This window comes from Vibrio sp. 10N.222.54.A3 (assembly GCF_041474095.1).
Classification (GTDB): Bacteria; Pseudomonadota; Gammaproteobacteria; order Enterobacterales; family Vibrionaceae; genus Vibrio; species Vibrio crassostreae_C.
Map to the genome: position 1 here is coordinate 1 of NZ_JBFRTN010000056.1, position 22,688 is coordinate 22,688.

At 44.5% G+C, this 22,688-nt stretch carries 22 protein-coding genes and 1 tRNA gene; 3 read left to right on the plus strand and 20 right to left on the minus strand.

All coding sequences use genetic code 11. The features are described from left to right. Positions 1-54: 54 nt before the first annotated feature. The 3 genes from AB4507_RS12615 to AB4507_RS12625 form a co-directional block, all read right to left on the minus strand. Positions 55-145 (minus strand) — tRNA-Ser (locus tag AB4507_RS12615). A 180-nt stretch (positions 146-325) separates the two neighbouring features. Continuing rightward, a complete protein-coding gene (locus AB4507_RS12620) occupies positions 326-775 on the minus strand; it encodes an L-alanine exporter AlaE (protein WP_017062062.1) in 450 nt (149 codons plus the stop codon). Between the two features lie 248 nt (positions 776-1,023). Continuing rightward, positions 1,024-3,477 (minus strand): hybrid sensor histidine kinase/response regulator, encoded by a 2,454-nt coding sequence (locus AB4507_RS12625; RefSeq protein WP_017062063.1) that lies wholly within the window; start codon positions 3,475-3,477, stop codon positions 1,024-1,026. Between the two features lie 171 nt (positions 3,478-3,648). On the opposite strand from AB4507_RS12625, the gene AB4507_RS12630 reads away from it, so the two are divergent. Next, positions 3,649-4,218, plus strand: a complete 570-nt coding sequence (locus AB4507_RS12630) for a UPF0149 family protein (RefSeq protein WP_017062064.1) — start codon at positions 3,649-3,651, stop codon at positions 4,216-4,218. 75 nt (positions 4,219-4,293) lie between these two features. Here the strand turns inward: AB4507_RS12630 and AB4507_RS12635 are convergent, their stop codons facing one another. The 17 genes from AB4507_RS12635 to aspS all read right to left on the minus strand — a co-directional run bounded on the left by AB4507_RS12635 (position 4,294) and on the right by aspS (position 20,482). Continuing rightward, a complete protein-coding gene (locus AB4507_RS12635) occupies positions 4,294-5,325 on the minus strand; it encodes a potassium channel family protein (RefSeq protein WP_372182780.1) in 1,032 nt (343 codons plus the stop codon). A 175-nt stretch (positions 5,326-5,500) separates the two neighbouring features. Continuing rightward, complete coding sequence (nadA, locus tag AB4507_RS12640) at positions 5,501-6,562, minus strand: quinolinate synthase NadA (protein WP_017062067.1); 1,062 nt, start codon at positions 6,560-6,562, stop codon at positions 5,501-5,503. 209 nt (positions 6,563-6,771) lie between these two features. Next, positions 6,772-7,554 (minus strand): tol-pal system protein YbgF, encoded by a 783-nt coding sequence (ybgF, locus tag AB4507_RS12645; protein WP_017072257.1) that lies wholly within the window; start codon positions 7,552-7,554, stop codon positions 6,772-6,774. 33 nt (positions 7,555-7,587) lie between these two features. Continuing rightward, positions 7,588-8,130, minus strand: a complete 543-nt coding sequence (gene pal, locus AB4507_RS12650) for a peptidoglycan-associated lipoprotein Pal (protein ID WP_017062069.1) — start codon at positions 8,128-8,130, stop codon at positions 7,588-7,590. A gap of 113 nt (positions 8,131-8,243) precedes the next feature. Continuing rightward, entirely contained in the window at positions 8,244-9,596 is a 1,353-nt protein-coding gene (gene tolB, locus AB4507_RS12655) for a Tol-Pal system beta propeller repeat protein TolB (RefSeq protein WP_017062070.1), read from the minus strand. Positions 9,597-9,608: 12 nt separating this feature from the next. Next, positions 9,609-10,676 carry a cell envelope integrity protein TolA gene (tolA, locus tag AB4507_RS12660; RefSeq protein WP_017062071.1) on the minus strand — a complete coding sequence of 356 codons (1,068 nt, stop codon included), beginning with the start codon at positions 10,674-10,676 and terminating at the stop codon, positions 9,609-9,611. 13 nt (positions 10,677-10,689) lie between these two features. Then, on the minus strand, positions 10,690-11,133 hold the full coding sequence (tolR, locus tag AB4507_RS12665) for a protein TolR (protein WP_017062072.1): 444 nt from the start codon (positions 11,131-11,133) through the stop codon (positions 10,690-10,692). 3 nt (positions 11,134-11,136) lie between these two features. Continuing rightward, entirely contained in the window at positions 11,137-11,820 is a 684-nt protein-coding gene (gene tolQ, locus AB4507_RS12670; protein WP_017062073.1) for a protein TolQ, read from the minus strand. Then, entirely contained in the window at positions 11,810-12,247 is a 438-nt protein-coding gene (gene ybgC / locus AB4507_RS12675; RefSeq protein ID WP_017062074.1) for a tol-pal system-associated acyl-CoA thioesterase, read from the minus strand. The genes tolQ and ybgC overlap by 11 nt, the downstream gene beginning before the upstream one ends. A gap of 172 nt (positions 12,248-12,419) precedes the next feature. Then, positions 12,420-12,722 carry a cyd operon protein YbgE gene (gene ybgE / locus AB4507_RS12680; RefSeq protein ID WP_372149198.1) on the minus strand — a complete coding sequence of 101 codons (303 nt, stop codon included), beginning with the start codon at positions 12,720-12,722 and terminating at the stop codon, positions 12,420-12,422. After that, positions 12,715-12,822, minus strand: coding sequence for a cytochrome bd-I oxidase subunit CydX (cydX, locus tag AB4507_RS12685; RefSeq protein ID WP_000270284.1), 108 nt, complete (start codon positions 12,820-12,822; stop codon positions 12,715-12,717). The genes ybgE and cydX overlap by 8 nt, the downstream gene beginning before the upstream one ends. Positions 12,823-12,853: 31 nt before the next feature. After that, positions 12,854-13,990 carry a cytochrome d ubiquinol oxidase subunit II gene (gene cydB / locus AB4507_RS12690; protein WP_372182781.1) on the minus strand — a complete coding sequence of 379 codons (1,137 nt, stop codon included), beginning with the start codon at positions 13,988-13,990 and terminating at the stop codon, positions 12,854-12,856. A 14-nt stretch (positions 13,991-14,004) separates the two neighbouring features. Further along, the gene (cydA, locus tag AB4507_RS12695; RefSeq protein WP_017630634.1) at positions 14,005-15,591 is read right to left on the minus strand and encodes a cytochrome ubiquinol oxidase subunit I; all 1,587 of its coding nucleotides are present in this window, start codon (positions 15,589-15,591) and stop codon (positions 14,005-14,007) included. Between the two features lie 552 nt (positions 15,592-16,143). Beyond that, on the minus strand, positions 16,144-17,160 hold the full coding sequence (gene ruvB, locus AB4507_RS12700) for a Holliday junction branch migration DNA helicase RuvB (protein WP_017062078.1): 1,017 nt from the start codon (positions 17,158-17,160) through the stop codon (positions 16,144-16,146). Between the two features lie 103 nt (positions 17,161-17,263). Then, a complete protein-coding gene (gene ruvA / locus AB4507_RS12705) occupies positions 17,264-17,875 on the minus strand; it encodes a Holliday junction branch migration protein RuvA (RefSeq protein ID WP_017062079.1) in 612 nt (203 codons plus the stop codon). 153 nt (positions 17,876-18,028) lie between these two features. After that, positions 18,029-18,550 carry a crossover junction endodeoxyribonuclease RuvC gene (gene ruvC / locus AB4507_RS12710; protein WP_008219936.1) on the minus strand — a complete coding sequence of 174 codons (522 nt, stop codon included), beginning with the start codon at positions 18,548-18,550 and terminating at the stop codon, positions 18,029-18,031. A gap of 159 nt (positions 18,551-18,709) precedes the next feature. Continuing rightward, positions 18,710-20,482 (minus strand): aspartate--tRNA ligase, encoded by a 1,773-nt coding sequence (gene aspS / locus AB4507_RS12715; RefSeq protein ID WP_065585130.1) that lies wholly within the window; start codon positions 20,480-20,482, stop codon positions 18,710-18,712. Positions 20,483-20,796: 314 nt separating this feature from the next. Here aspS and AB4507_RS12720 point away from each other — a divergent pair, with 314 nt between their 5' ends. Together AB4507_RS12720 and cmoA are read left to right on the plus strand one after the other, a co-directional pair. Continuing rightward, positions 20,797-21,702 (plus strand): DUF72 domain-containing protein, encoded by a 906-nt coding sequence (locus AB4507_RS12720; protein WP_029235140.1) that lies wholly within the window; start codon positions 20,797-20,799, stop codon positions 21,700-21,702. A gap of 139 nt (positions 21,703-21,841) precedes the next feature. Next, on the plus strand, positions 21,842-22,570 hold the full coding sequence (gene cmoA / locus AB4507_RS12725) for a carboxy-S-adenosyl-L-methionine synthase CmoA (RefSeq protein ID WP_017062083.1): 729 nt from the start codon (positions 21,842-21,844) through the stop codon (positions 22,568-22,570). Positions 22,571-22,688 lie beyond the last annotated feature (118 nt).

Below are 22,688 nucleotides of genomic sequence, written 5' to 3' on the forward strand. Positions count from 1 at the left end.
CATGCTCGGCGCACAACGAGAAAACCCCAGCATTTCTGCTAGGGTTTTGAATAGTGGTGGAAGGATGGGGATTTGAACCCCAGATACGCTATAAACGTATACTCGCTTTCCAGGCGAGCGCCTTAAGCCACTCAGCCATCCTTCCACAAATTGTGTGTTGAGCATGTCACTCAACGAGGCGCTACTTTATTGATTCTGCTTGCTTTGGTCAAGGGGCATTCTCAAAAAAAGTGCCTTTTTCGGTTTGTTCGATTACAAATTAACTCATTAGATCAAAAACAAACCAAATTTCATTCTTTCGCTGCACTTACGCTTGTTGCTTTTCTTAAGCTTGTTGATAGTAGCCAGGAACTCGAAACCATTTACGACACATATCGAGGAAGTAGCCGTAAAGTACGCCCATACCGCACGAGATAACTGCATTACTGGTGACAGCCGTAACGATCTGGTCGCCTGAAGCACCCACTGCCAACAAAATACCCGCATACACTGGAGACTGGAATAACACGTATGCCATCAAATCAGACAAGTTTTTCATCAATGAGCTTTCTGAAAGTTTTGCACCATTGCGTAAGAACCAATCACGAAAAACGCCATAAGGCCAAGCGATAGCAATGTTTACAGGAATAGATAACGTTCGAGAAGCAAGAGATTGCTCAAACGTCATACCAGAAATAAACACTTCTACGATCATGCCAGAAATAAAACAGAAAACGACCATAGCAAATGTATCCGCAGCTGCGTTTCGAATACAAAATGGACCACGAGACTTCATTGACGACAAACCTAAAATATATCACTGCTTAATTAGTGATTTAGTAACATATAAACAAGGCACATTTGCACCTCACCAGATAATGTCGCTATTAAATCACAAGATTAGTAGTCATACACTCCAAATTAAAAATCAAGTTGTAAATTAACAACCAAAAACCACTTTAAAAGCAGTCACTTTCACCAAAAAACCCAACCAAGGTCAAATATTGGACAGTTCGTCATTTACTTACCGTAATTAAACAACATTTAAGCCATAGGTAGATTTACAGTAATGATATTAATGACATCTTGTGTAGGTGGTGATCCTAAAGCAACCTGCTCTAACGCTTTATCGACTTGTTCAGTAAGTTCCGCGTTGTTCATAGCTTCAACGTGGACACGTAGGCTCTCTAGTGCAAATTGAATCAGTTCTAGGTTGTTGTCTTCTAGCGCCACATACAACGTCACTAACAGCTCTTCAGTGTTATCTTTGTTGCGAAGATCAGGTTTAGGCAGTGACTCGCTTTTACTTTTCGAATCGTGTGGTTTTACGTCTTGGCTTTCGAGCTCATCCGCTTTTACTTCATGGTATTGATAAAGCTTATTTGAATAGCGGAACAAGGCATCATCCAGTTCACGCTCGTCAATCGGCTTAGCAATAATATAATCCACACCTGCCCCCAACATACGCTCACGAGTCTCTTTAAAGACATCAGCCGTACAACCAAACACCAATACCGATGACACATCGCCTATCAAAGCACGAATAGCAGTGGTTGATTCAACGCCATCCATCACAGGCATATGGTTATCCATGAGCACCAAATCAAAGCGCTCAGCAACCACGGCTTGTATCGCAAGTTCACCGTTTTCGACGCTCTTACAGGTAAAGCCTTTACTGCTCATGAAGGCTTCAATGATCACCGTGTTAGTTCGGTTGTCCTCGACGATCAGTACCTTTAAGCCAGAGTAGTCCAACTTCTTATGTGGCAAACTCTCGATTTCTCCTGGCTGACATGGCTGAATCTTCAAGCGAACATCAAAACTCGTGCCTATCCCTTCTTCACTGGTGACGGTAATACTGCCATCCATCAACTGGGCAATTTTCTTCACAATCGCGAGGCCAAGGCCAGTACCGCCAAAACGCCTTGTGGTCGAAGACTCCGCTTGTTCAAACGGTTTAAAAATACGCTTCTGAGCTTCTTTAGAAATACCAATTCCGGTATCACGAACTCGAATGCTCAGATAGGTGTCACTCCCCTCTACAACTTCTTTCAGGTACACCTCAACAAAGCCTCTGGAGGTGAACTTCACCGCGTTGTTCAATAGATTAAACAAAATTTGGCGAAGGCGAGCTTTATCTGAGAAGTACCAACGACCCGAAGTCACCTCAGAGTACACTTTGAATTGAAGCCCTTTCTCGGAAGACAATGTGTAGTAAACACTGTTAATACTGCCGATGATCGAATCAAGCGGGAAACGCGTTTCATCAAGATCCAACCTGCCCTGCTCGATCTTCGAGAAGTCTAAGATCTCGTTGAGTAGAGTCATCATATGATCGCCGGACTCATACAAGCTCTTAAGATGCTTCTCTTGTTCAGAATTTAGAGGCGTTTTTAATAGGATTTGAGCGGTACCCAATACCCCATTCATCGGAGTGCGAATTTCATGTGACAAGGTCGCAAGGAAAGCGGTTTTTGCATTGGTGGATGCCTGAGCTTTAACCTTTTCCGCTTCGAGATAAATGGTCTTTTCGTTGAAGGTTTTAATCAAATGGCCGATTTCGTCATCACTCGAGTAATCCACATCAATGATTTCGCCGGCTTTCGAACTATCAACCTGTGCTGCAATCCTTGTGATTGGACTAATCAAATAACGGTTCAATAAGTAATACCCCGCCATGACACAAAGTAGCAATAGCGGAACAATACCGCCTTCAATGCTCATCACCTGACGAAACACTTCGTCTTCTACTCGTGATTTGGAGTTCACCACATCCACTTGCCAGCCGAAATCACCAAATTGATTGCTACTGATGTAAATGCCTTCAACGAGATTAAAGTTATGCGAAACCAACACTTGGTTAAGCTTATCTCTGAGCGTAATGCCAAGGTTGTATTCTTCGGCGTGGTTCTTGATAAAACCAAGCAGCTCTTCGAGCGAGAGATCCACCGTGGCAACACCGGCAAAAGTACCGTCGTAATAATAAGGGGAAGACGCCGTAATCATTCGAACGTGTGTGTATGGATCGATATACACATCGCTCCAAGAGATCGTGCCTTGTTTTTGGTTGACGACAGAGGTGTACCAATACTCTTCTTGATAAGGGGCATTTTGGGGGTTGTTGTAAGAATATATCTGGTCGATTATTCCATCGTCGGCTTTATTAAAAAAGTAACTGTTGAGAAGCTTTTTAGAATCAAGCGCATAAGGTTCGGGCCAAATACCGGCACTGACAATTGTATCGTCGCTCGCCGCCAACATGGACTTAAAGAGCGGAATAACATCATCACCGTTACGATGCGCTTGAGCAAACCCAACGAGACTGTCTACGAAGCCTCGAGAACTACTGAGTGGCTCTGTAATCAATGCGGATAACAGTTGCGTACGCAAGTCGAGGTTTTGTTGTAATTTGGCGCGCACAGGGGATTCTACGACGTAATACGTCACACTACCGACAATGGCAATAAACATCGCAAGGTATAATCCAAGCGCTACCATGCTTTTTTTCTTTAAAGACGACCGTATCTGCATAATTCTTTTATTGTTTTCTTTTCTGTTAAACCTAGTGTTTATCATCCATGACATCAAGCCTTTTTAGATTGAAGCTTGATTGGCACAAGTTCATTGGTACTATAAGCGCAAATATGTTCCCTTTTACGGTACCTCACTTTGACTTTACAAGATATTCTTGCGCTTCCAGAGTTGGAAGGAAAGCTAATCACAGAACACAAAACAATGGGCTTTGTCACTGCAATGGCAGCGGCACCGAATGTGTTAACCCCGCATGAGTGGCTACCGTTCTTATGGGGTGGCGAAGAAGTCGCACCTTTTACGGATGGTGAACAGCTAGAAAGCTACATTGAAGTTATCATCGAGCTTTGGAATAAAACCCGCCCAGAACTGATTGAAGGGACTTGGGTTTGGCCTGAAGCTTGTCAATTAGACGACGAAGAAGTGGTGAACACTGCCGCTCGTGATTTTTGTGAAGGCTTGCTTCAAGGCTGGCAGATTGCTCGCGACGATTGGGAAACACTAATGCCTGAAGAGAGCGAAGATAACGCACTCGTTGGCGGTGTCCTGCTGTCACTGAGCATGCTTTACGATCCAGAAACGTCAATTGCTACGCTTGCAGAGCAAGGCATCGAAGGCCTAGAGCAGTTCGAAGAGATCTTTAACGCTGTTCCTGTGATGCTTTGCGGACTAACGCAGCGTGGCATTGCACTGGCTGAAGCTCAATAACAGTTAGCTTTATACAAGCCAAAAGGCCTCATTATGAGGCCTTTTTTAGTTTTCAGACGAAATAAAATAGTCGCTTTAGAAGCCTTTCCAATCGAAGTCATCAATTCGCTCATCAGCAATATAAAACAGCTTAGTGCCACTGCTGACCACTTGATCTAACTCTGGGTTGAGTTCAATACCGCTCCCCGTATCAATGGCGATCAGAGTTGCTTGATACTTCTCTTTAAACACTGAGAAAATAGGCGCGACGGTGACAGACTCAGCGTCTTCAGGGAAATACGTTGAATACTGTGTCATGCCTCTTGTTGAGCTCAATAATTCTTGGTGAAGCGCACTGGAACCTGGGTCTACCGCAGCCTTTGCTAGCATCTCAGCACCCACCGCTGGAATACATTCTGAGTTAGGGCAATGCTTGTGTAACAAATCGCTCAGCGCTTCATCTTTAAAGTAAACAAGAAGGTGCGCTTTAGGGTTTCGGTTGGCACAGTAAAGCGCCGCAGATAACGTAATGTCGTCTTCTGGGTTATCAATCAGGATGCAACTTGCAGACTCAATGCCCGTTTTCTCCATCTCTTTGCCATCGGTGTAGCTGTTTACTTTGACGAAATTGATTTCACCGGGTAACGGGTTCTCGATATCTGAACGCGTACATAGCACGATTGGTCGTTTACCCGTTTCTTCGTGTTGTAGCATGCGGATGAGATGAATGGTTCTTTGCTCATTCCACCCCAACATCAAAATGTGGTTGTCCACTCTAACTCTCCTTTTTCCTAGCAAGCCCGCTCGCCAATATTCAACACCTTCTGTCGCCACTTTACCGAGCAACGCGGCAAAAAGGCTCAACCCGCCTGGAATCACAAATAGAATAACGATCCACTGCCCCGCTACCGTGGTCGGTGATAAATCACCATAACCAACCGTAGAAGCCGTCACCACCAAGTAGTAAGCGAATACGGTAACCGAACTGGTTAAATCTGTTTCACCCGCCAAATACAGCATCGACCACGATAAAGCGATGTAGCCAAGAAAAGTGAACAGTAAGTTTTTGCTATTCAAAACAAAGATGTTTGCTTTGATCCAGCGTTTGAGTTGTAACCAGATTATCATTCGAGCCTCTAATCTTTTCCTCTTACTTACATGCTAGAAAAAATACGCGATATCAACAAGATGTATCATCAGAAAAAGATACATGACCACAAGATTGATATTGGCGGCCTATACGCAGATACAAAAAAACCAGCACTATTGGCTGGTTTTTTTATTGGTTAGATAAAAGAACGACTTACGCGTTACCTTTTACCTGCACATTTAACTGCTCTGCAAAATCTAGCATGCGGTTCAATGGAATAAGAGACTTCACGCGTAATTCGTCAGAAACGAAGATTTCGTGTTGCTCACCACCATTCTCAAGCGCGTTTTCAATCGCTTCAAGGCCGTTCATTGCCATCCAAGGACAGTGTGCGCAGCTACGACACGTTGCACCTGCACCCGCTGTCGGCGCTTCAATCAGCTCTTTTTCAGGAACCAATTGCTGCATCTTGAAGAAGATGCCTTTGTCTGTCGCAACAATCATCTGTGGATGAGGCAGCTCTTTTGCTTTCTTGATCAGTTGGCTTGTTGAGCCTACAGCATCAGCCAGTTCAACCACGCTTGCTGGTGATTCTGGGTGAACCAAGATAGCCGCTTCTGGGTATACCGATTTCATTTTCTTCAAAGCATCAGCTGAGAACTCATCATGAACGATACACTCACCTTGCCAAAGCAACATGTCAGCGCCAGTTTGATTTGCGATGTAAGAACCTAGGTGACGGTCTGGCCCCCAAATAATGGGTTTGCCTTCAGCGTCTAGGCTTTCAACGATTTCTAAAGCGATGCTCGACGTAACTACCCAGTCTGCACGAGCTTTAACAGCTGCAGAGGTGTTCGCGTATACAACCACAGTGTGGTCAGGGTGAGCATCACAAAATTCTGTAAATTTGTCAGCTGGGCAGCCAAGATCAAGCGAACATTCAGCTTCAAGTGTTGGCATTAAAATGCGTTTTTCAGGAGTAAGAATCTTTGCAGACTCCCCCATGAAACGAACACCAGCGATGATCAAAGTGCTTGCTGAGTGACGGTTACCGAACTTAGCCATCTCTAATGAATCGCCAACGAAACCACCAGTTTCTTCTGCCAGAGCCTGAATTTCAGGATCGGTGTAGTAGTGTGCAATTAGAACTGCATCTTTTTCTTGAAGTAGTTTTTTGATGTTTGCGATGTGGGCCTGTTTCTGAGCGTCGCTCAATGGAACTGGCTTAGGCGGAAACGGGTAAACTGTATCGATTTTATCTAGTATATGACTCATTGCTCTTGCTCTACGCAACTTCTTCCGAGAATCCGAGTATTCTACACAGGACAGCGATTGGGATCAAAAAGGATTGGTTGCAAGCGGTGACTAGCTAATGCTTAAAACGCATAAACAAGGCGATGTGTTGTCATCACTAGCAAGAGAAGTAAACACTAAACGGAAGTGAACAGGTATAAAAAAGAGGCGCCTAAGCACCCCTATTTTGGTTATAAGTGGGTTTTGGCCACTTTAGCCGAAGCACTGTTTGGGTGCTCGGTTACGACTTGTTGGTAATATTTCTTAGCTTGCGTCGCGTTGTTGTTGCGCGCTGCTATGTCACCAAGCTTAACCAGTGCATCTGCTCGCTTGTTTGAGTCTTTGTACGACACAACAGCAGCGAAGCTCTTCACGGCTTCTTTATCTTGCTTCTTAGCGAAATAAAGCTGACCTAACCAGTAATGTGAGTTAGGTGTGAAGGTAGAATCTGGGAAGTCTTTTTGAAACTTTTGGAATGCAGCGATAGCACCCGTGTAGTCTCGTTGCTTTAGAATCATATCTACAGCATTTTGATAAGCAGTTTGCTCATCCACATCAGTACTGAACGTACCAGAAGCGTCTTTAGAGCCTTCGCTCGCCGCCACTGCTACCGTTGCTGTTCCTGCTGCTTTCACCTCGCCTCTTACGCGATCCAGTTCAATGAACAGTTCACGCTGACGCTCTAGCATTTGCTTCATATCGTAGCTGTTTCGTTCCAGCTCACCACGAAGTTCACTGATCTCCAGTGCCATGTCGTCGATTTGCTGTTGCATTTGAAGCTGAACGAGATTGCGATTTTGAAGCAGGCGCTCTAAACGCTCAATATCTGATTCGTTAGATGCTGATCGAGAGGAAGATGATGAATTGGTTGCGGTGCTATTGAGATCGGATACTGGAGCTGGTGCAGCGAACGCGGTGTTCGCTGCACTTGCCAGTAACGAAAGCAAAATGACTCGCTTTGTGTTACTGAACATGAGGCAATTCCTCAATTATATAGTCTACTAAAATTAGTAAACTAGTACTGCGCGACGGTTTTTAGCGTACACATCTTCAGATTGACCTAGAAGAAGTGGCTTCTCTTCACCGTAGCTTACGATAGAGATTTGGTCAGCTTGAACACCTAGAGCTTGTAGGTATTTCGCTACAGCTTGTGCACGACGCTCGCCAAGTGCGATGTTGTACTCAGGAGTACCGCGCTCATCAGCGTGACCTTCGATAGTAACGTTCATGTCAACGTTCTTAACTAGGTATGCTGCGTGAGCTGCTAGCATTTCTTCGTAATCGCCAGCGATAGTAGAGTTATCGAATGCGAAGTAGATTGTTTGAGTTTCACGTAGCGCTTGCTCTTTAAGCTCTTGCTCAGACAGTTGACCGTTAGCGTCAATTGGCGTTACAACAGTTGTGTCTACATTGCCTTCTGAACCTGAAGTTGTTTGGTTGCTTTCAGTACCAGATGTTGCAGATGTTGCTTCATCAGTTGAGCTACATGCCGTTACTGCCATCACTGGTAGTGCAATCATCAAGCCTTTAAGAACTTTGTTAAGTTGCATCTTTTTTTCCTTACGTTATCAAACTTAGTTTCTACAGCGACTAAGAGTGCTATAGATAGTTAAATGCCACAATAGTTAACACTATCAATAGCTAAAAGAATATGTAATTTTCCCTAGAGGAACGGTGACCATGCAGGCGCTCTTACGCGTCCGTTAGTTGCCGGTAATCTAGCTTTAAAACGTCCATCGATAGAAACCATCGATAGTACATTTGTTTTGTTGTAAATAGAGCTATAGATAACCATACCTCCATTCGGTGCAATACTTGGAGACTCATCTAACAATGTTTTTGTTAGTACCTGAACCGCACCGGTTTCCAAATCTTGCTTAGCCAAGTTAAAACCTGAGTTGCTGCGATTCACCATGATCATGAATCGACCATCAGGAGTGATCTGGCCACCTAAGTTTTGGCTACCTTGCCAAGTAATACGAGAAGTCGAATTATTGGACAAATTTACATTATAAATCTGTGGTTTACCACCACGATCCGATGTGAAAATAAGAGACTTGCCATCTGGGTGCCAGAATGGTTCAGTATTATTCGAACGGCCGCGGGTAATTTGAGTCAGCTTACGGCTAGCAAGGTCAAGTGTGTACACCTGAAGGCTGCCCGTTTTCGACAATACCAATGCCAATGTTTTACCATCTGGCGAGAATCTTGGCGCACCATTGTGACGAGGGTATGACGTCACTTTCTCACGTTCACCCGTGTAAATATTCATGATGAATATTTCAGCTTGGCCATTCTGGAAGCTCACATAAGCTAGCTTTTTGCCGTCTGGTGACCATGCTGGAGACATGAGAGGCTGCTTAGAACGAAGTACTAAACGCTCGTTAAAGCCATCGTAGTCAGCAACACGAAGTTGATACGGGTACTTGTCTTTATCGTTCACTACCACGTAAGAGATACGAGTTAAGAACGCGCCTTTCTCACCAGTTAGCTCTTCATACACTAGGTCTGAGATACGGTGTGCGTACTCTCTCAAGCGATTACCAGGAACCGTAGCCTTCTTATTGAATAGAACGTGATCTTTAGAAAGCACTAATTGGCCTTCATCACTCAGCGCACGACTTTGTCCTTTGGTCAGTTGACCACGAACAATGTCGATCAATTGGTAATTCACCACATACTGCCCTTCGGCATTTTTAGTGATACTACCGGTAAGCAATGAGTCAACACCTAGGTTAGTCCAAGCATCAAAGTTAACCTCAGTTTCGCTGTAAGGCGTTTGAGGCATTTTGCTTGTCGCAACTGGGCTGAATTTACCACTGCGCTGTAAGTCAGAAGCGATAACCGCTGATACATCGTGTGGCAATGGCTCTGAGCCTTCCCAACGGAAAGGTACAATAGCGATAGGTCTTGCAGAGTTAATACCGTCTGTAATAACCAGCTCCAGCGCTGCATGTGCAAACTGGCTGCTTGTAGCTATTAAGAAAACAAAACTCAGTAATAGTTTCTTTAACACAAGTTCGTCCTTTTACTCTGGTGATACAGTTAAGTTAATGTCTTTCAGTGAGTTCACAATGTCTGGGTCTTTAGGCAACGGGTAAGATTGTACTTGTGCCACCGCACGCTTGGTTGCTGCACATAAACGGCTATCGCCATCTAAGATACTCAAACTACCCAATATCGCGTTAGAGCCCGTTGGAATCAGCTTAAGGTTCACTCGACATGAGCGTCCTCGATAGCTGTCTTCTAACAACAGGTTCTGTTGAATCAGTTGGGTATAGATAGCCCCGTAACGTTGCGCTTCATCAGTGATAAATTGTTGTCTTGCTGAAGAGTTTTGAGTCGCTTCCGTTTCAAGCCCAGCAAAGATATCGTTCAATGCGGCTTCTTGTTGTTTACGCTCTTTTTCTGCTTTTGCTGCAGCTTCTTTTGCCTTACGGGCTTTCTCTGCTGCGGCTGCCGCTTCTTTCTCTTTCGCTATGCGTTGCTTTTCCGCGAGTTCAGCGGCTTCTTTCTCTTTACGAGCTTTGTCTGCTGCCTCTTTCGCTGCTTTTTCTTTTGCCACGCGTTCTTGTTCAGCTTTTGCGATTGCCGCTTCTTTGGCTTTACGCTCGTTCTCGGCTTTCACTAACGCAGCTTCTTTTAGCTTACGGTCAGCTTCGGCTTTAGCGGCTTTCTTTTGCTCTTGCTGTAAACGCGCTTCTTCAGCTTTGCGTTGTTTCTCTTTCTCAACTCGACGCTTTTCAGCTTCACGAGTTGCTTTAGCTTCTTTCGCTTGCTGTTCTTTTAGCTTGCGAATATTTTCTTCTTCAGCTTTACGATTCTTTTCAAGTCGTTCGCTTTCACGTCTTAGTTTGTCAAGACGCTCTTGCTCTTTCTTGCTTGCCGCTTCTCTTTGTTGACGAATCTGTTGAGCTTGCTGGCGAACCAACTGAGGATCAATCACCACTGCTTGAACCATCTGCCCTGTAGGCTTTGGCTCTGACATCGTGAAATCCGCCCCCCAAATGAGCGCAACGAATAAAATGACGTGCAGCCCAAGAGAAATAAGAAGCGGTGATCTGAAATTATTGGATTTTTTATTATTCGCTTTCATGAATGCTACGGAGCTATTCCCTTATATCCGTTAAAAGGCCAACCTTTGGCACACCTGCACGGCTTAATTCATCAAGTAATAAAACCACTTCAGCGTATGGCGTTGCGGCATCACCACCAACCGCCACTGGAGAGTTTGGCTTCAGAGACAACTCGGCTTTCACACGGACGATAATATCTTCCATTGATAAGCCACGCTGTACTTCTTCGTCATTAACGCTCAAGCCAAGTTCACCGTCTTTGTTCACTTCAACGATGATGAAACTTGCATTGTCGTCACCCAGTAGGTCTTGTGCCGATTTAGCCGTTGAAGCCTGAGGCAATTCAACGTCAACGCCTTGAGTAACAAACGGCGAAGTCACCATAAAAATGATCAGCAAAACAAGCATAACGTCGATGTAAGGTACAACGTTAATCTCTGCTGTCATTTTGCGTTTTTTAGGTTGGTATCCAGCCATCTATTATTCCCTGCCAGCCATCGCTTGACGGTGAAGAATACTGTGAAACTCTTCAGAGAAAGTCGCGTAGTTGTGTTCTAGCTTGCCTACTCGGCTGCTGAAGCGGTTGTACGCCATTACCGCTGGAATCGCAGCGAATAGACCCATTGCTGTTGCGATCAGTGCTTCTGCAATACCAGGAGCAACCATTGCGAGCGTCGCTTGCTTCACTTCACCTAATGCGATGAATGAGTGCATGATGCCCCAAACCGTACCAAATAGGCCGATGTATGGGCTGATAGAGCCAACGGTCGCCAAGAAAGGTAAGTTAGTTTCTAGTTCATCAACCTCACGAGCAACGGCAACGCGCATCGCACGGCCAGTGCCTTCCATAATGAAGTCAGGTGATGTTGCATTCGATTTACGAAGGCGAGCGAACTCAGTAAAGCCTGCGTAGAAAATTTCTTCAGTACCAGAAAGCTCGTCTTTGCGTTTGTTGCTCTCTTGGTACAGTTTTGCAAGATCAACGCCTGACCAAAATTTGTCTTCAAACACTTCTGTTTGTTTAGAAGCTTGAGATAACACTTTACTTCTTTTTATGATCATCGCCCAAGAAACAACAGACATGCCCATAAGAGTCAGCATGACCATCTTAACTAGTAAACTAGCTTCTAAAATTAGGCCTAAGATTGAGATTTCAGCAGTCACTATTCGTTAGCTCCGTGAGAATAAATGTTGGCATTGCTTTGGGTTTCATTTTTTGATTATCGATACATGCTACCTTAACCATTGCTTTACACAATGCCTTGCCATCAGGATTTACGATCTCTTGACAGAAGACCAAGGTAGCTCGCTTCAACTCGTAAATATTTGTAATGACTTGTAAAGAATCATCAAGACGCGCGCCTTGAATAAAATCAATGTCCATATGTCGGACTACAAAACCGATGTTTTGTTCTAACAATACTTGCTGAGAAACGCCAATTGAGCGCAACATCTCAGTTCGAGCGCGTTCGAAAAACTTAAGATAGTTTGAATGGTATACAACGCCACCCGCATCGGTGTCTTCGTAATACACAGTCACTGGCCACGTAAATAGCTTAGATAATCCCTGCAATTTGCTACCACAATCCAAAACGATAAAGATCTCACTATAACCTAACTCCTTATCATTAATAGTATATCGCTGTGAATTTTTTGATTTGAGAGACGAAAAAAAAGGCCATCTGTATAAGATGACCTCTTTTTGGCTAAAAACCCAACAAGTATAAAGGCTCACGTTGTTATGAACCTAAATCCTTTGCCTTTTATAGAAGGCGCAGCACCGTTAGGTAGAGCAAAATTGTGAGTGAAACATATGGGCTAAACAGTAGCTGCCACATCCAAGCTCTTGGCTTAAATCCGATACCGTAAACCATGCTTGAGCATACTGCCCAAATAAACATTGGTCCGATGATCGCGTTAAAGCCACCGATGCTTGTCGCATACGCTTCAGGATCCCACATCACTAAACCCACATGCATGAAACCCAATGCTAGGGCTAAGGCTCTAAGCAGAGTCTTATCCATTGGTTGATGCAGCTTAGCGATTTGCTCTGCGAGATTACTCACTGTCTTTGTCCATCATTTCTGAATGCTCTAGCCATAGAGCATTAATGATGCCGAATGCACATGCTAGAAGTACACCCAAAATCCATGCGAAATACCACATAAAATTTCTCCTAAGTTATTTCACTTCTAGCTTAGTAAGCTGAAACGTCGTTATCTTCGATGTGTTTCTTATCTAGACGACCGAACATTTTGTAGTATGTCCAAGTTGTGTAGCCAAGAATCACAGGAACCATTACCGCCGCAACTGCGGTCATAAGACCAAGCGTTAGCTCACTAGCTGTTGAATCCCACATAGTCAAACTATGGCTAGGGTTCAGGCTAGATGGCATTACAAATGGGAACATTGCAAAACCAGCCGTTAAAATAACACCAGCGTTAGATAGACTTGAGAACAAGAATGCGAAACCACCACGCTCAAAGCGAGATGCAATCACAGCAAGCAGTGGCATTGCTACACCAAGGATCGGCGCCGCCCACATTGCTGGATAAGTTTCGAAGTTTGTCATCCAAGCACCCACTTGAAGTGATACTTCTTTGTTTAGTGGGTTTGAGTCTGCAAACGTATCGATAGTGCTCGTGATTACATAGCCTTCGATAGATTTAACCCAGAAGCCACCAATAACGAACAGAACAATTGCAATTAGACCAGTGATCTGAGCAACGTTACGAGCTCGGCGATGCAGATCTTCTGTTGTCTTCATTTGAAGCCATGTTGCACCTTGCATTACGAACAACATTAGAGCCAACACGCCACATAGTAATGCAAACGGGTTCAACAGAGCGAAGAACGTACCGTGGTACTTTGACATCATTAGACTGTTCAGATCAAATGGTACACCTTGTAATAGGTTACCAAATGCAACACCAAAAATGATTGGGGGTACTGTGCCACTAAAGCAAAGTGCGTAGTCCCAAGTTTTGCGCCATTTTGGGTCTTCAATCTTAGAACGGTAGTCAAGTGCAAGTGGTCGTAACCAAAGCGCAGCTAACGTCGCGTACATTGCGAAGTAGAAGCCAGAAAACGACGTTGCGTAAACCAGCGGCCATGCAGCAAATAATGCACCACCAGCAGTGATCAACCAAACTTGGTTGCCATCCCAGTGAGGGGCAATAGTATTGAGCATAATACGACGTTCAGTGTCGCTCTTACCGATAACAGGAGAAAGAGCGGCAACACCCATATCGAAGCCATCAGTTACGGCGAAACCAACCAGTAGAACACCGATCAATACCCACCAAATGAGTCGTAAGCTTTCGTAATCAAACATTAATATTCCCTCACTTATACTTCAACTGAACGGCTAACTTTGTCTTCAACAGAGTTATCGTTTTGTTCGAAGTGGTAACGGCCTGTCTTCAAGCTACTTGGACCTTTACGTGCGAATTTCAGCATTAGGTAAACTTCAGCAATCAAGAACACTGTGTACAATGCCAGGATAGCGAATAGAGAAGTCCAAAGCTGTTCAATAGTTAGTGCTGATGCAGCAACGTTAACCGGTAGGATTTCACCAACCGCCCATGGTTGACGACCAAACTCAGCAACGAACCAACCTGCTTCAATCGCAATCCAAGGCAGTGGGATTGAGAATAGCGCAGCTTTAAGTACCCATGGTTTCTGTTCGATTTTCTGACGACACGTTTGAACAAACGCAGCACCGAATACAAACAGCATGATGAAGCCACAAGCAACCATCAGACGGAATGACCAGAATAGAGGCCAAACTGTTGGGATTGAATCATCCGCAGCCATTTGGATTTGGTCTTCTGTTGCATCAACAACGTCATCTGTGTAGCGCTTAAGAAGTAGACCGTAACCTAGGTCACCTTTCACTTCATCGAACGCTGCCATGTTTTCTTCAGACTTATCGCCCGCACGTAGTTTCTCAAGTAGTTCGTATGCGTACATACCTGTACGGATGCGATCAACGTGGTCATCACGTAGGTCACGTAGACCCGTTACTTCTTTATCAAGAGAACGCGTTGCAATAATACCCATTACGTAAGGGATCTTAATTGCGTAGTCAGTATCCATTGTTTCTTGGTTAGGAATACCAAAAACAGTAAATGCTGCTGGTGCTTCTTCCGTGTGCCACTCTGCTTCTACAGCAGCTAGCTTCACTTTCTGAACTTCACCAAGCTCGTAACCAGATTCATCACCTAGTACGATTACTGACAGGATCGCCGCCATACCGAAAGATGCTGCAATCGCGAAAGAACGACGAGCAAAGGCAAGGTCACGACCTTTAAGAATGTAGTATGAGCTGATACCAAGGATGAACATCGCACCCGTTGTGTAACCAGACGCTACTGTGTGTACGAATTTAACCTGTGCTACTGGGTTTAGTACAACTTCAGCGAAGCTCACCATTTCCATACGCATAGTTTCAAAGTTAAATTCCGCACCCACTGGGTTTTGCATCCAGCCGTTAGCTACCAAGATCCAAAGCGCAGAAAAGTTAGAACCAAGTGCTACTAACCATGTTACCGCTAAGTGTTGACGCTTCGACAATCTGTCCCAACCGAAGAAGAAAAGACCAACAAAAGTAGACTCTAGGAAGAATGCAACAAGCGCTTCGATAGCCAGCGGAGCACCAAAGATGTCGCCAACATAGTGAGAATAGTAAGACCAGTTAGTACCGAACTGGAACTCCATGGTTAAGCCTGTCGCTACACCAAGAGCAAAGTTAATACCAAACAATTTACCCCAGAACTTGGTCATGTCCTTGTAAATTTGCTTGCCAGTCATTACATAAACTGACTCCATAATGGCAAGTAGAAATGCCATACCTAAAGTCAGTGGAACAAATAGGAAGTGATACATCGCTGTAAATGCAAACTGCAATCGCGACAGATCAACAACATCAATCATGGTAACTCCTTTGTGTCGGCTGAATGACACTTGTGTGATTATTCACCGCAAAAATCCATGTTAAAACAATTTATGTAATTGTTATTACAAGTTGAAATTTGTAGCAAAAACGTACCGTTATAGTTAGATTATTGTTAAGCATGAGCTAATATAGCTGGCGCTAATATTACTGGTAAAATCAGTATGTTTCAAAAGGTTTATGGGAGAACCCTGCGTTGATTTGTATCAAATTTATTCGAGCAAATTAGAGTTTTTTTTGTACAATTATGATTAAAATCACACCAATTATGCTTGTCTTAATAACAGCGCATGATATCTGTGACAAATGCTCAGCACCGCCTCAACATCCGAATTACAACTACCTATAAAGTATTAACAAAAAATATGACAACTTATTTCATTTCCTGTTATCTAAATCAAACCTGAAATCAAAGTTTCCATTTTTGAAGCTCCCTTTTCGATCTTTTTATCGACTCGCTCAAAGAGTTGTTATTCAGTAAAAAGCAAAAAAACCCAGCGCTTATGCAACTGGGATCTTTAAAAATGAATAATTTAACGATTGGAGGGTTTATCTATTCCAAAGTGTAAATACGCTCTGTCGGTCGCGATTCGACCTCTTGGCGTCCTTTGTAGGTAACCTTGTTGAATCAAGTAAGGTTCTAACACATCTTCAATAGTGTCTCTCTCTTCACCAATCGCGGCAGCCATGTTGTCGATACCTACCGGACCACCACCAAACTTCTCCATAATCGCCAGCAGAAGCTTTCTATCCATGTAGTCGAAACCTTTAGCATCGACATCCAACATGTTTAGCGCTTTGTCAGCAACCTCCGGACAAATATGCCCGTCGCCTTTTACTTCCGCATAATCACGAACACGGCGCAGTAGACGGTTAGCAATACGTGGCGTACCACGAGCTCGGCGAGCAACTTCTAGCGCCCCTTCGGACTCCATAGAAAGACCAAGGCAGTCTGCACTGCGCTGAACGATGTTTTGTAGATCTTCAACCTTGTAGTACTCAAGACGCTGAGTAATACCAAAACGGTCACGTAACGGCGATGTCAGTGAGCCAGCACGAGTGGTTGCGCCAATCAAAGTAAAAGGAGGAAGGTCAATCTTGATAGAGCGTGCCGCTGGGCCTTCACCAATCATGATATCTAATTGGTAGTCTTCCATTGCAGGGTACAACACCTCTTCAACCACAGGGCTTAAACGGTGAATCTCATCAATGAACAGGACATCATTTTCTTCGAGATTGGTCAGTAACGCCGCTAGGTCGCCTGCTTTTTCTAGAACAGGGCCTGAAGTCGTACGAATGTTGACATCCATCTCATTGGCAACAATGTTCGCCAACGTGGTTTTACCCAAGCCTGGAGGGCCAAATATCAACAGATGGTCGAGCGCCTCGTTACGCAGTTGTGCCGCTTTGATGAAAATCTCCATCTGGCCACGAACGTGATCCTGACCTTGATAGTCAGCCAGTGCTTTAGGGCGTATTGCACGATCAATGACATCTTCATCTTTGAATACTGGGTTATCCGGTGCAATAAGGCGATCGGCTTCAATCATAAATTCTGCTATTCCTAACTATGCTCTTGTTGACTCTGCGCTTCTTGACTCTGTGTAAAGGCAAAGTGAATGAGTCTATTTTGTCGAACACGTATATTGGGTATTAAACCATCGATTTCAGAGCTTCGCGAATCAACTGTTCACTGGTCATGCCATCTTTAGCCACTTGAGAAACCACCTTGGAAGCTTGAGTCGGCTTGTAGCCTAATGCAAGTAGCGCACTTACCGCTTCTTCTTCCGCGTCGTGAACGGTTGGCATAGAATCAATCGGAGCTGCATCTGTCGCTGGAGTAAACAAGTCACCCGCGCCCCACCCTTTCAGGCGGTCTTTCATTTCAACAACCAGACGTTCAGCGGTTTTCTTACCCACACCCGGAAGTTTAACCAGCGTCGAGATGTCTTCACGTTCAACACTTTGAACAAACTGGCTAGCCGTCATGCCTGAAAGAATGCCAAGGCCTAGCTTAGGGCCCACACCGTTCGCTTTGATCACTTCACGGAACAGCGCACGCTCTTTAACCGTGTTAAAACCATAAAGTAGCTGCGCATCTTCACGTACAACAAAGTGCGTGTAGATGATTGCCTCTTCGCCCACGTTTGGTAATTCGTAAAAACAGCTCATTGGCATTTGAACTTCATAGCCAACGCCACTCACTTCGATTAGTAATTCTGGTGGCTGTTTTTCTATTAATGTACCGCGTAGACGTCCGATCACAATTCACTCTCTTGATGGAATATAATTTGAGGGACAGAATATAAAAGAACTGGATGCTTATCCAGTTCTTTGTGTTTATTAAGATGATTTATTTAAGCTTGCTTAGCTTAAGAAACCGAATGATTCTGTCTTCAGAAACGCCATAGCCTATGGTTATCGGTAACGCCCTTTTCTTGCACCTGTTGCTTTACCCGCAAGCGCTATCAAAGTTTTATTGGTGTTGGCGTGAGTGATCGCTACGCCTAGAGCATCGGCAGCATCGGCCTGTGGTTTAGCGGGTAACTTAAGCATGCTCATCACCATGTTCTGAACCATCGACTTATCTGCACCACCATTACCCGTCACCGCTTGCTTAATTAAACGAGCCGCGTATTCATGAACAGGCAAATCCGCATTTACAGCCGCTACGATCGCGCTGCCCCTAGCTTGCCCAAGCTTAAGCGCTGAGTCTGCATTCTTCGCCATGAAGACCTGCTCTATCGCAAACACATCCGGTTGGAACTGAGTAATAATTTCGCTCACACCTGCATAGATCTGCTTGAGTCGACCCGGCAACTCTTTTTCTGAGGTGCGAATGCAACCACTCCCTAAGTAATATAGGTGGCGGCCATTTTGACGAATAACACCGTAACCGGTAATGCGTGAGCCAGGGTCAATCCCTAAGATAATAGACATAACTTCAAATACTGATTATTTATACATGCTTTATGAGCTTAGTATATCGAACGCAAAAAAAAATGCCCGTCAAATTAACGGGCATTTTATTGTTCTACTACAAAATTTAGCTCTATCGAAAACTCAAAGCTTCAGTAGAAAGTTAGGCTAATCGCTTGATTAGTCTTCTTTCTTCGCTAGTTTAACTGCGATTGCTAGCTCTTCCAGTGATGCTGGGTTCGCTAGGCTTGGCGCGTCTGTCAGTAGACATGCTGCAGCTGTTGTTTTCGGAAATGCGATAACGTCACGGATGTTCTCAGTACCACAAAGCAGCATTGCTAGACGGTCAAGACCGAATGCTAGACCAGCGTGAGGTGGCGTGCCGTACTTAAGCGCTTCAAGTAGGAAGCCGAACTTCTCTTGTTGCTCTTGTGCTTCGATACCTAGGATACCAAATACCGCTGTTTGCATTTCTGCGTTGTGGATACGTACAGAACCGCCGCCTACTTCGTAGCCGTTGATTACCATGTCGTATGCATCAGAATTTGCTGCTGCTGGGTTCGCTTTTAGCTCTTCTGCGTTCACACCTAGTGGTGATGTGAATGGGTGGTGCATTGCGTGTAGGTTACCTTCGCCGTCTTCTTCGAACATTGGGAAGTCAACAACCCACAGTGGAGCCCATGCAGATGTGTCTGTTAGCTCTAGATCCGTACCTAGTTTAAGACGAAGTGCGCCCATTGCTTCAGCAACGATGCCCGCTTTGTCTGCGCCGAACAGAATGATATCGCCAGATTCAGCTTGAGTACGATCTAGAATACCGTTGATTACGTCTTCGCTTAGGAATTTAGCAACTGGAGATTGAATACCTTCCATGCCTGCAGCACGGTCGTTAACCTTCATCCAAGCTAGGCCTTTCGCGCCGTAGATGTTTACATGTTCAGCGTAGCCGTCGATTTGCTTACGAGTTAGCTTAGCACCACCTGGAACACGGATAACTGCTACGCGACCTTTTTCGTCGTTAGCTGGGCCAGAGAATACCTTGAATTCAACATCTTTAACCAAGTCAGCAACGTCAACTAGCTCTAGTGGGTTACGTAGATCTGGCTTATCAGAACCGAAACGACGAATCGCTTCAGAGAAAGGCATTACTGGGAATTGACCTAGTTCAACATCTAGAAGTTCTTTCCACATATCGTGAACAAGCTTCTCAGTCACGTTACGTACTTCTTGAGAAGTCATGAAAGATGTTTCGATATCGATTTGAGTAAATTCAGGCTGACGGTCAGCACGTAAATCTTCATCACGGAAACATTTAACGATTTGGTAGTAACGGTCAAAACCAGACATCATCAGCAGTTGCTTGAAAAGCTGAGGAGATTGAGGAAGTGCGTAGAAGCTACCTTTGTGAACACGGCTTGGTACTAGGTAGTCACGAGCACCTTCTGGTGTCGCTTTCGTTAGTACTGGCGTTTCGATGTCTAGGAATAAGTTCTCATCTAGGAAACGACGAACGAAGCTAGAAGCACGTGCACGAAGCTTAATACGGTCGCTCATTTCTGGACGACGAAGATCGATGTAACGGTACTTAAGACGCTGCTCTTCAGAGTTCGTTTGGTTGAAGTCTAGTGGAAGCGCTTCTGAACGGTTAATGATCTCTAGACCCGTCGCGTAAAGTTCTACTTCACCAGTAGCCATGTCTTTATTTACTTGGCTGTCCGGACGAACTCGTACTTCACCAGTAAACTTGATACAGAATTCATTACGCAGTTGGTTAGCGATCGGGAAGATATCTTTCATATCTGGATCGACAACAACCTGAACGATGCCTTCACGATCACGCATATCAATAAAGATAAGACCGCCTAAATCACGGCGACGGTTTACCCAGCCGCACAATTCTACAGTTTGTCCCGCCAGGGACTTGTTCAGGTTACCACAGTAATGGGTACGCATAATGAATTTCCCAATCTCTTAATTATTTACTAATTTCCAAGCTGTCAGTGGTCATTCCACACAACAGAGCAAAGGAACATTTATACGCGGAAACTCGCTTAAAATCGACCTTCCACATTCGAATTTATTGTGTTTTATCTGGCTTTGCTGCTTTTTAGCCCATCAAGTGCGCAAAGATTCATCAAAACCGAAAAAATTGCGATAATTATATCTCGAAAGTACCTTAATCAGCAAAACTCTCGTAAAGTAGATTTTCGTTTCAACCCAAAAACTTTTTGTAATGACTGATGGCGTGATGGATAACGGTGTAATAGATGGATAATCGTGTAATAACAACAGAAACTTTACCTCTAAGACTTGGATTAACTATGTGGTCTCATTCTGAGTGGCAAAGTCAGTTCTACGGTAAAGGCACCAAGCCTGCCGAACGCTTGGAAAAATACACCCAAGTTTTCCATACCGTTGAGGGCAACACCACCTTTTACGCTACGCCAAGTATGTCTACCGTTCACAATTGGAAAGCCGCCAGTCACGATGATTTCAAGTTCACCTTCAAATTGCCCAAATTCATCACCCACCAGCAACAACTGAGACACTGCCAAGCCGAACTCAAAGAGTTCTTGATGACGATGTCGCCACTGCATGACCGTATTGGTCAATGGACGATTCAGCTGCCGCACAGTTTTGAGCCCAGCATGCTGCCTGCCCTACAAAAGTTTTGCACCTTATTCCCAAAAGATATGCAGCTTGGCGTCGAAGTTCGACACTTAGGTTTCTTTGATAAGGGCGATGCGGAAAAACGCTTCAACCAATGGCTGGTTGAGGAAGGCATCAATCGCATCATCATGGACAGCCGCCCCGTTTTCTCTGCGCCACCCACCACAGAAGCGGTGATCGATGCGCATCAGAAAAAACCGCGTGTTCCTGTTCATGCAATTGCTACCGCCAATAACCCGATGATTCGATTTATTGGTCACCCAGACCAAGAACCTAATATTGAGTTTTTTAAGCCTTGGTTTGCCAAAATCCCAAACTGGCTTAATGAAGGCAAGCAGCCCTATTTAATGATCCACACCCCAGACAATAACCACGCACCTGAACTTGCGATTGCTATTTATAAGAGGCTACAAAAGCAAGTCTCTGAAAATACATCATTATTACTGCCCGAACTGGCTCAGTTTCCAGCTCAAAAAGGCAATCACCAAATCTCGATGTTTTAACCTCTCACTTGTAAGTAGCTTCGAACCTTGAGCTAAATCTCAGTTTTCGTGACAGTGGCGTTTTTTTTACGTAAAATACGCCCCCTTTTATTTGGTACGAATTTTGTGCCAATTACGCTGACTGTCGAGAGAAAATGCTATGAGCAACACAGACAATATCTTTTCCGCTCCTATTGATAAAATTGGAGACTTCACCTTTGATGCAAGGGTTGCTGAAGTATTTCCGGATATGATTCAACGTTCGGTGCCTGGCTATAGCAATATCATCTCTGCAATCGGCATGCTGGCTGAGCGCTTTGTAAAGCCACACTCTAATATTTACGACCTTGGCTGCTCGCTTGGTGCTGCGACACTTTCTATGCGTCGTCACATTCAGCAAGAAGGCTGCACGATTTTCGCGATCGATAATTCAGAAGCCATGGTTGAGCGCTGCAAATTGCACGTTAATGCTTACCGCAGTGACACACCGGTAGAAGTGATTGAAGCCGACATCCGTGAAGTGGAAATCAAAGACGCTTCTGTTGTGGTGCTTAACTTTACGCTGCAATTTCTTTCTCCAGACGATCGATACGCTCTGCTTGAGAAAATTCATGCTGGCCTGCGCCCAGGCGGGATCTTAATCCTGTCAGAAAAATACGTATTCGAAGATGAAAGCTCAAATGAACTGCTTATCGACCTGCACCATGATTTCAAACGTGCTAACGGGTACAGCGAGCTAGAAGTAAGTCAGAAACGTAGCGCAATTGAAAACGTGATGCGCCCGGATTCGATCCCTGTTCACAGAGAGCGATTTGATAAGATTGGCTTCTCAAGCAGCGAAGTCTGGTTCCAATGTTTCAACTTTGGTTCAATGTTTGCTATTAAATAGTCTAGCTAAGTGATACTGAATGATACCCGTCATTCCCTACTGTGAGGGATAAACGTGATAGGGAATCTCTCTTTTTAGCTTTACCTTAATCACTAGTATTTTTATGAGTGTCGAGCGA

Bases quoted from the DNA above. Each gene is read 5' to 3' on its own strand.
- AB4507_RS12720 (WP_029235140.1), top strand. From the start codon at position 20,797: ATGGATAATCGTGTAATAACAACAGAAACTTTACCTCTAAGACTTGGA.
- cmoA (WP_017062083.1), top strand. From the start codon at position 21,842: ATGAGCAACACAGACAATATCTTTTCCGCTCCTATTGATAAAATTGGA.
- AB4507_RS12620 (WP_017062062.1), bottom strand. From the start codon at position 775: ATGAAGTCTCGTGGTCCATTTTGTATTCGAAACGCAGCTGCGGATACA.
- tolR (WP_017062072.1), bottom strand. From the start codon at position 11,133: ATGGCTGGATACCAACCTAAAAAACGCAAAATGACAGCAGAGATTAAC.
- ruvC (WP_008219936.1), bottom strand. From the start codon at position 18,550: ATGTCTATTATCTTAGGGATTGACCCTGGCTCACGCATTACCGGTTAC.
- cydA (WP_017630634.1), bottom strand. From the start codon at position 15,591: ATGATTGATGTTGTTGATCTGTCGCGATTGCAGTTTGCATTTACAGCG.
- aspS (WP_065585130.1), bottom strand. From the start codon at position 20,482: ATGCGTACCCATTACTGTGGTAACCTGAACAAGTCCCTGGCGGGACAA.
- nadA (WP_017062067.1), bottom strand. From the start codon at position 6,562: ATGAGTCATATACTAGATAAAATCGATACAGTTTACCCGTTTCCGCCT.
- AB4507_RS12625 (WP_017062063.1), bottom strand. From the start codon at position 3,477: ATGGTAGCGCTTGGATTATACCTTGCGATGTTTATTGCCATTGTCGGT.
- cydB (WP_372182781.1), bottom strand. From the start codon at position 13,990: ATGTTTGATTACGAAAGCTTACGACTCATTTGGTGGGTATTGATCGGT.
- tolA (WP_017062071.1), bottom strand. From the start codon at position 10,676: ATGAAAGCGAATAATAAAAAATCCAATAATTTCAGATCACCGCTTCTT.
- ruvB (WP_017062078.1), bottom strand. From the start codon at position 17,160: ATGATTGAAGCCGATCGCCTTATTGCACCGGATAACCCAGTATTCAAA.
- cydX (WP_000270284.1), bottom strand. From the start codon at position 12,822: ATGTGGTATTTCGCATGGATTTTGGGTGTACTTCTAGCATGTGCATTC.
- pal (WP_017062069.1), bottom strand. From the start codon at position 8,130: ATGCAACTTAACAAAGTTCTTAAAGGCTTGATGATTGCACTACCAGTG.
- ybgF (WP_017072257.1), bottom strand. From the start codon at position 7,554: ATGTTCAGTAACACAAAGCGAGTCATTTTGCTTTCGTTACTGGCAAGT.
- AB4507_RS12635 (WP_372182780.1), bottom strand. From the start codon at position 5,325: ATGATAATCTGGTTACAACTCAAACGCTGGATCAAAGCAAACATCTTT.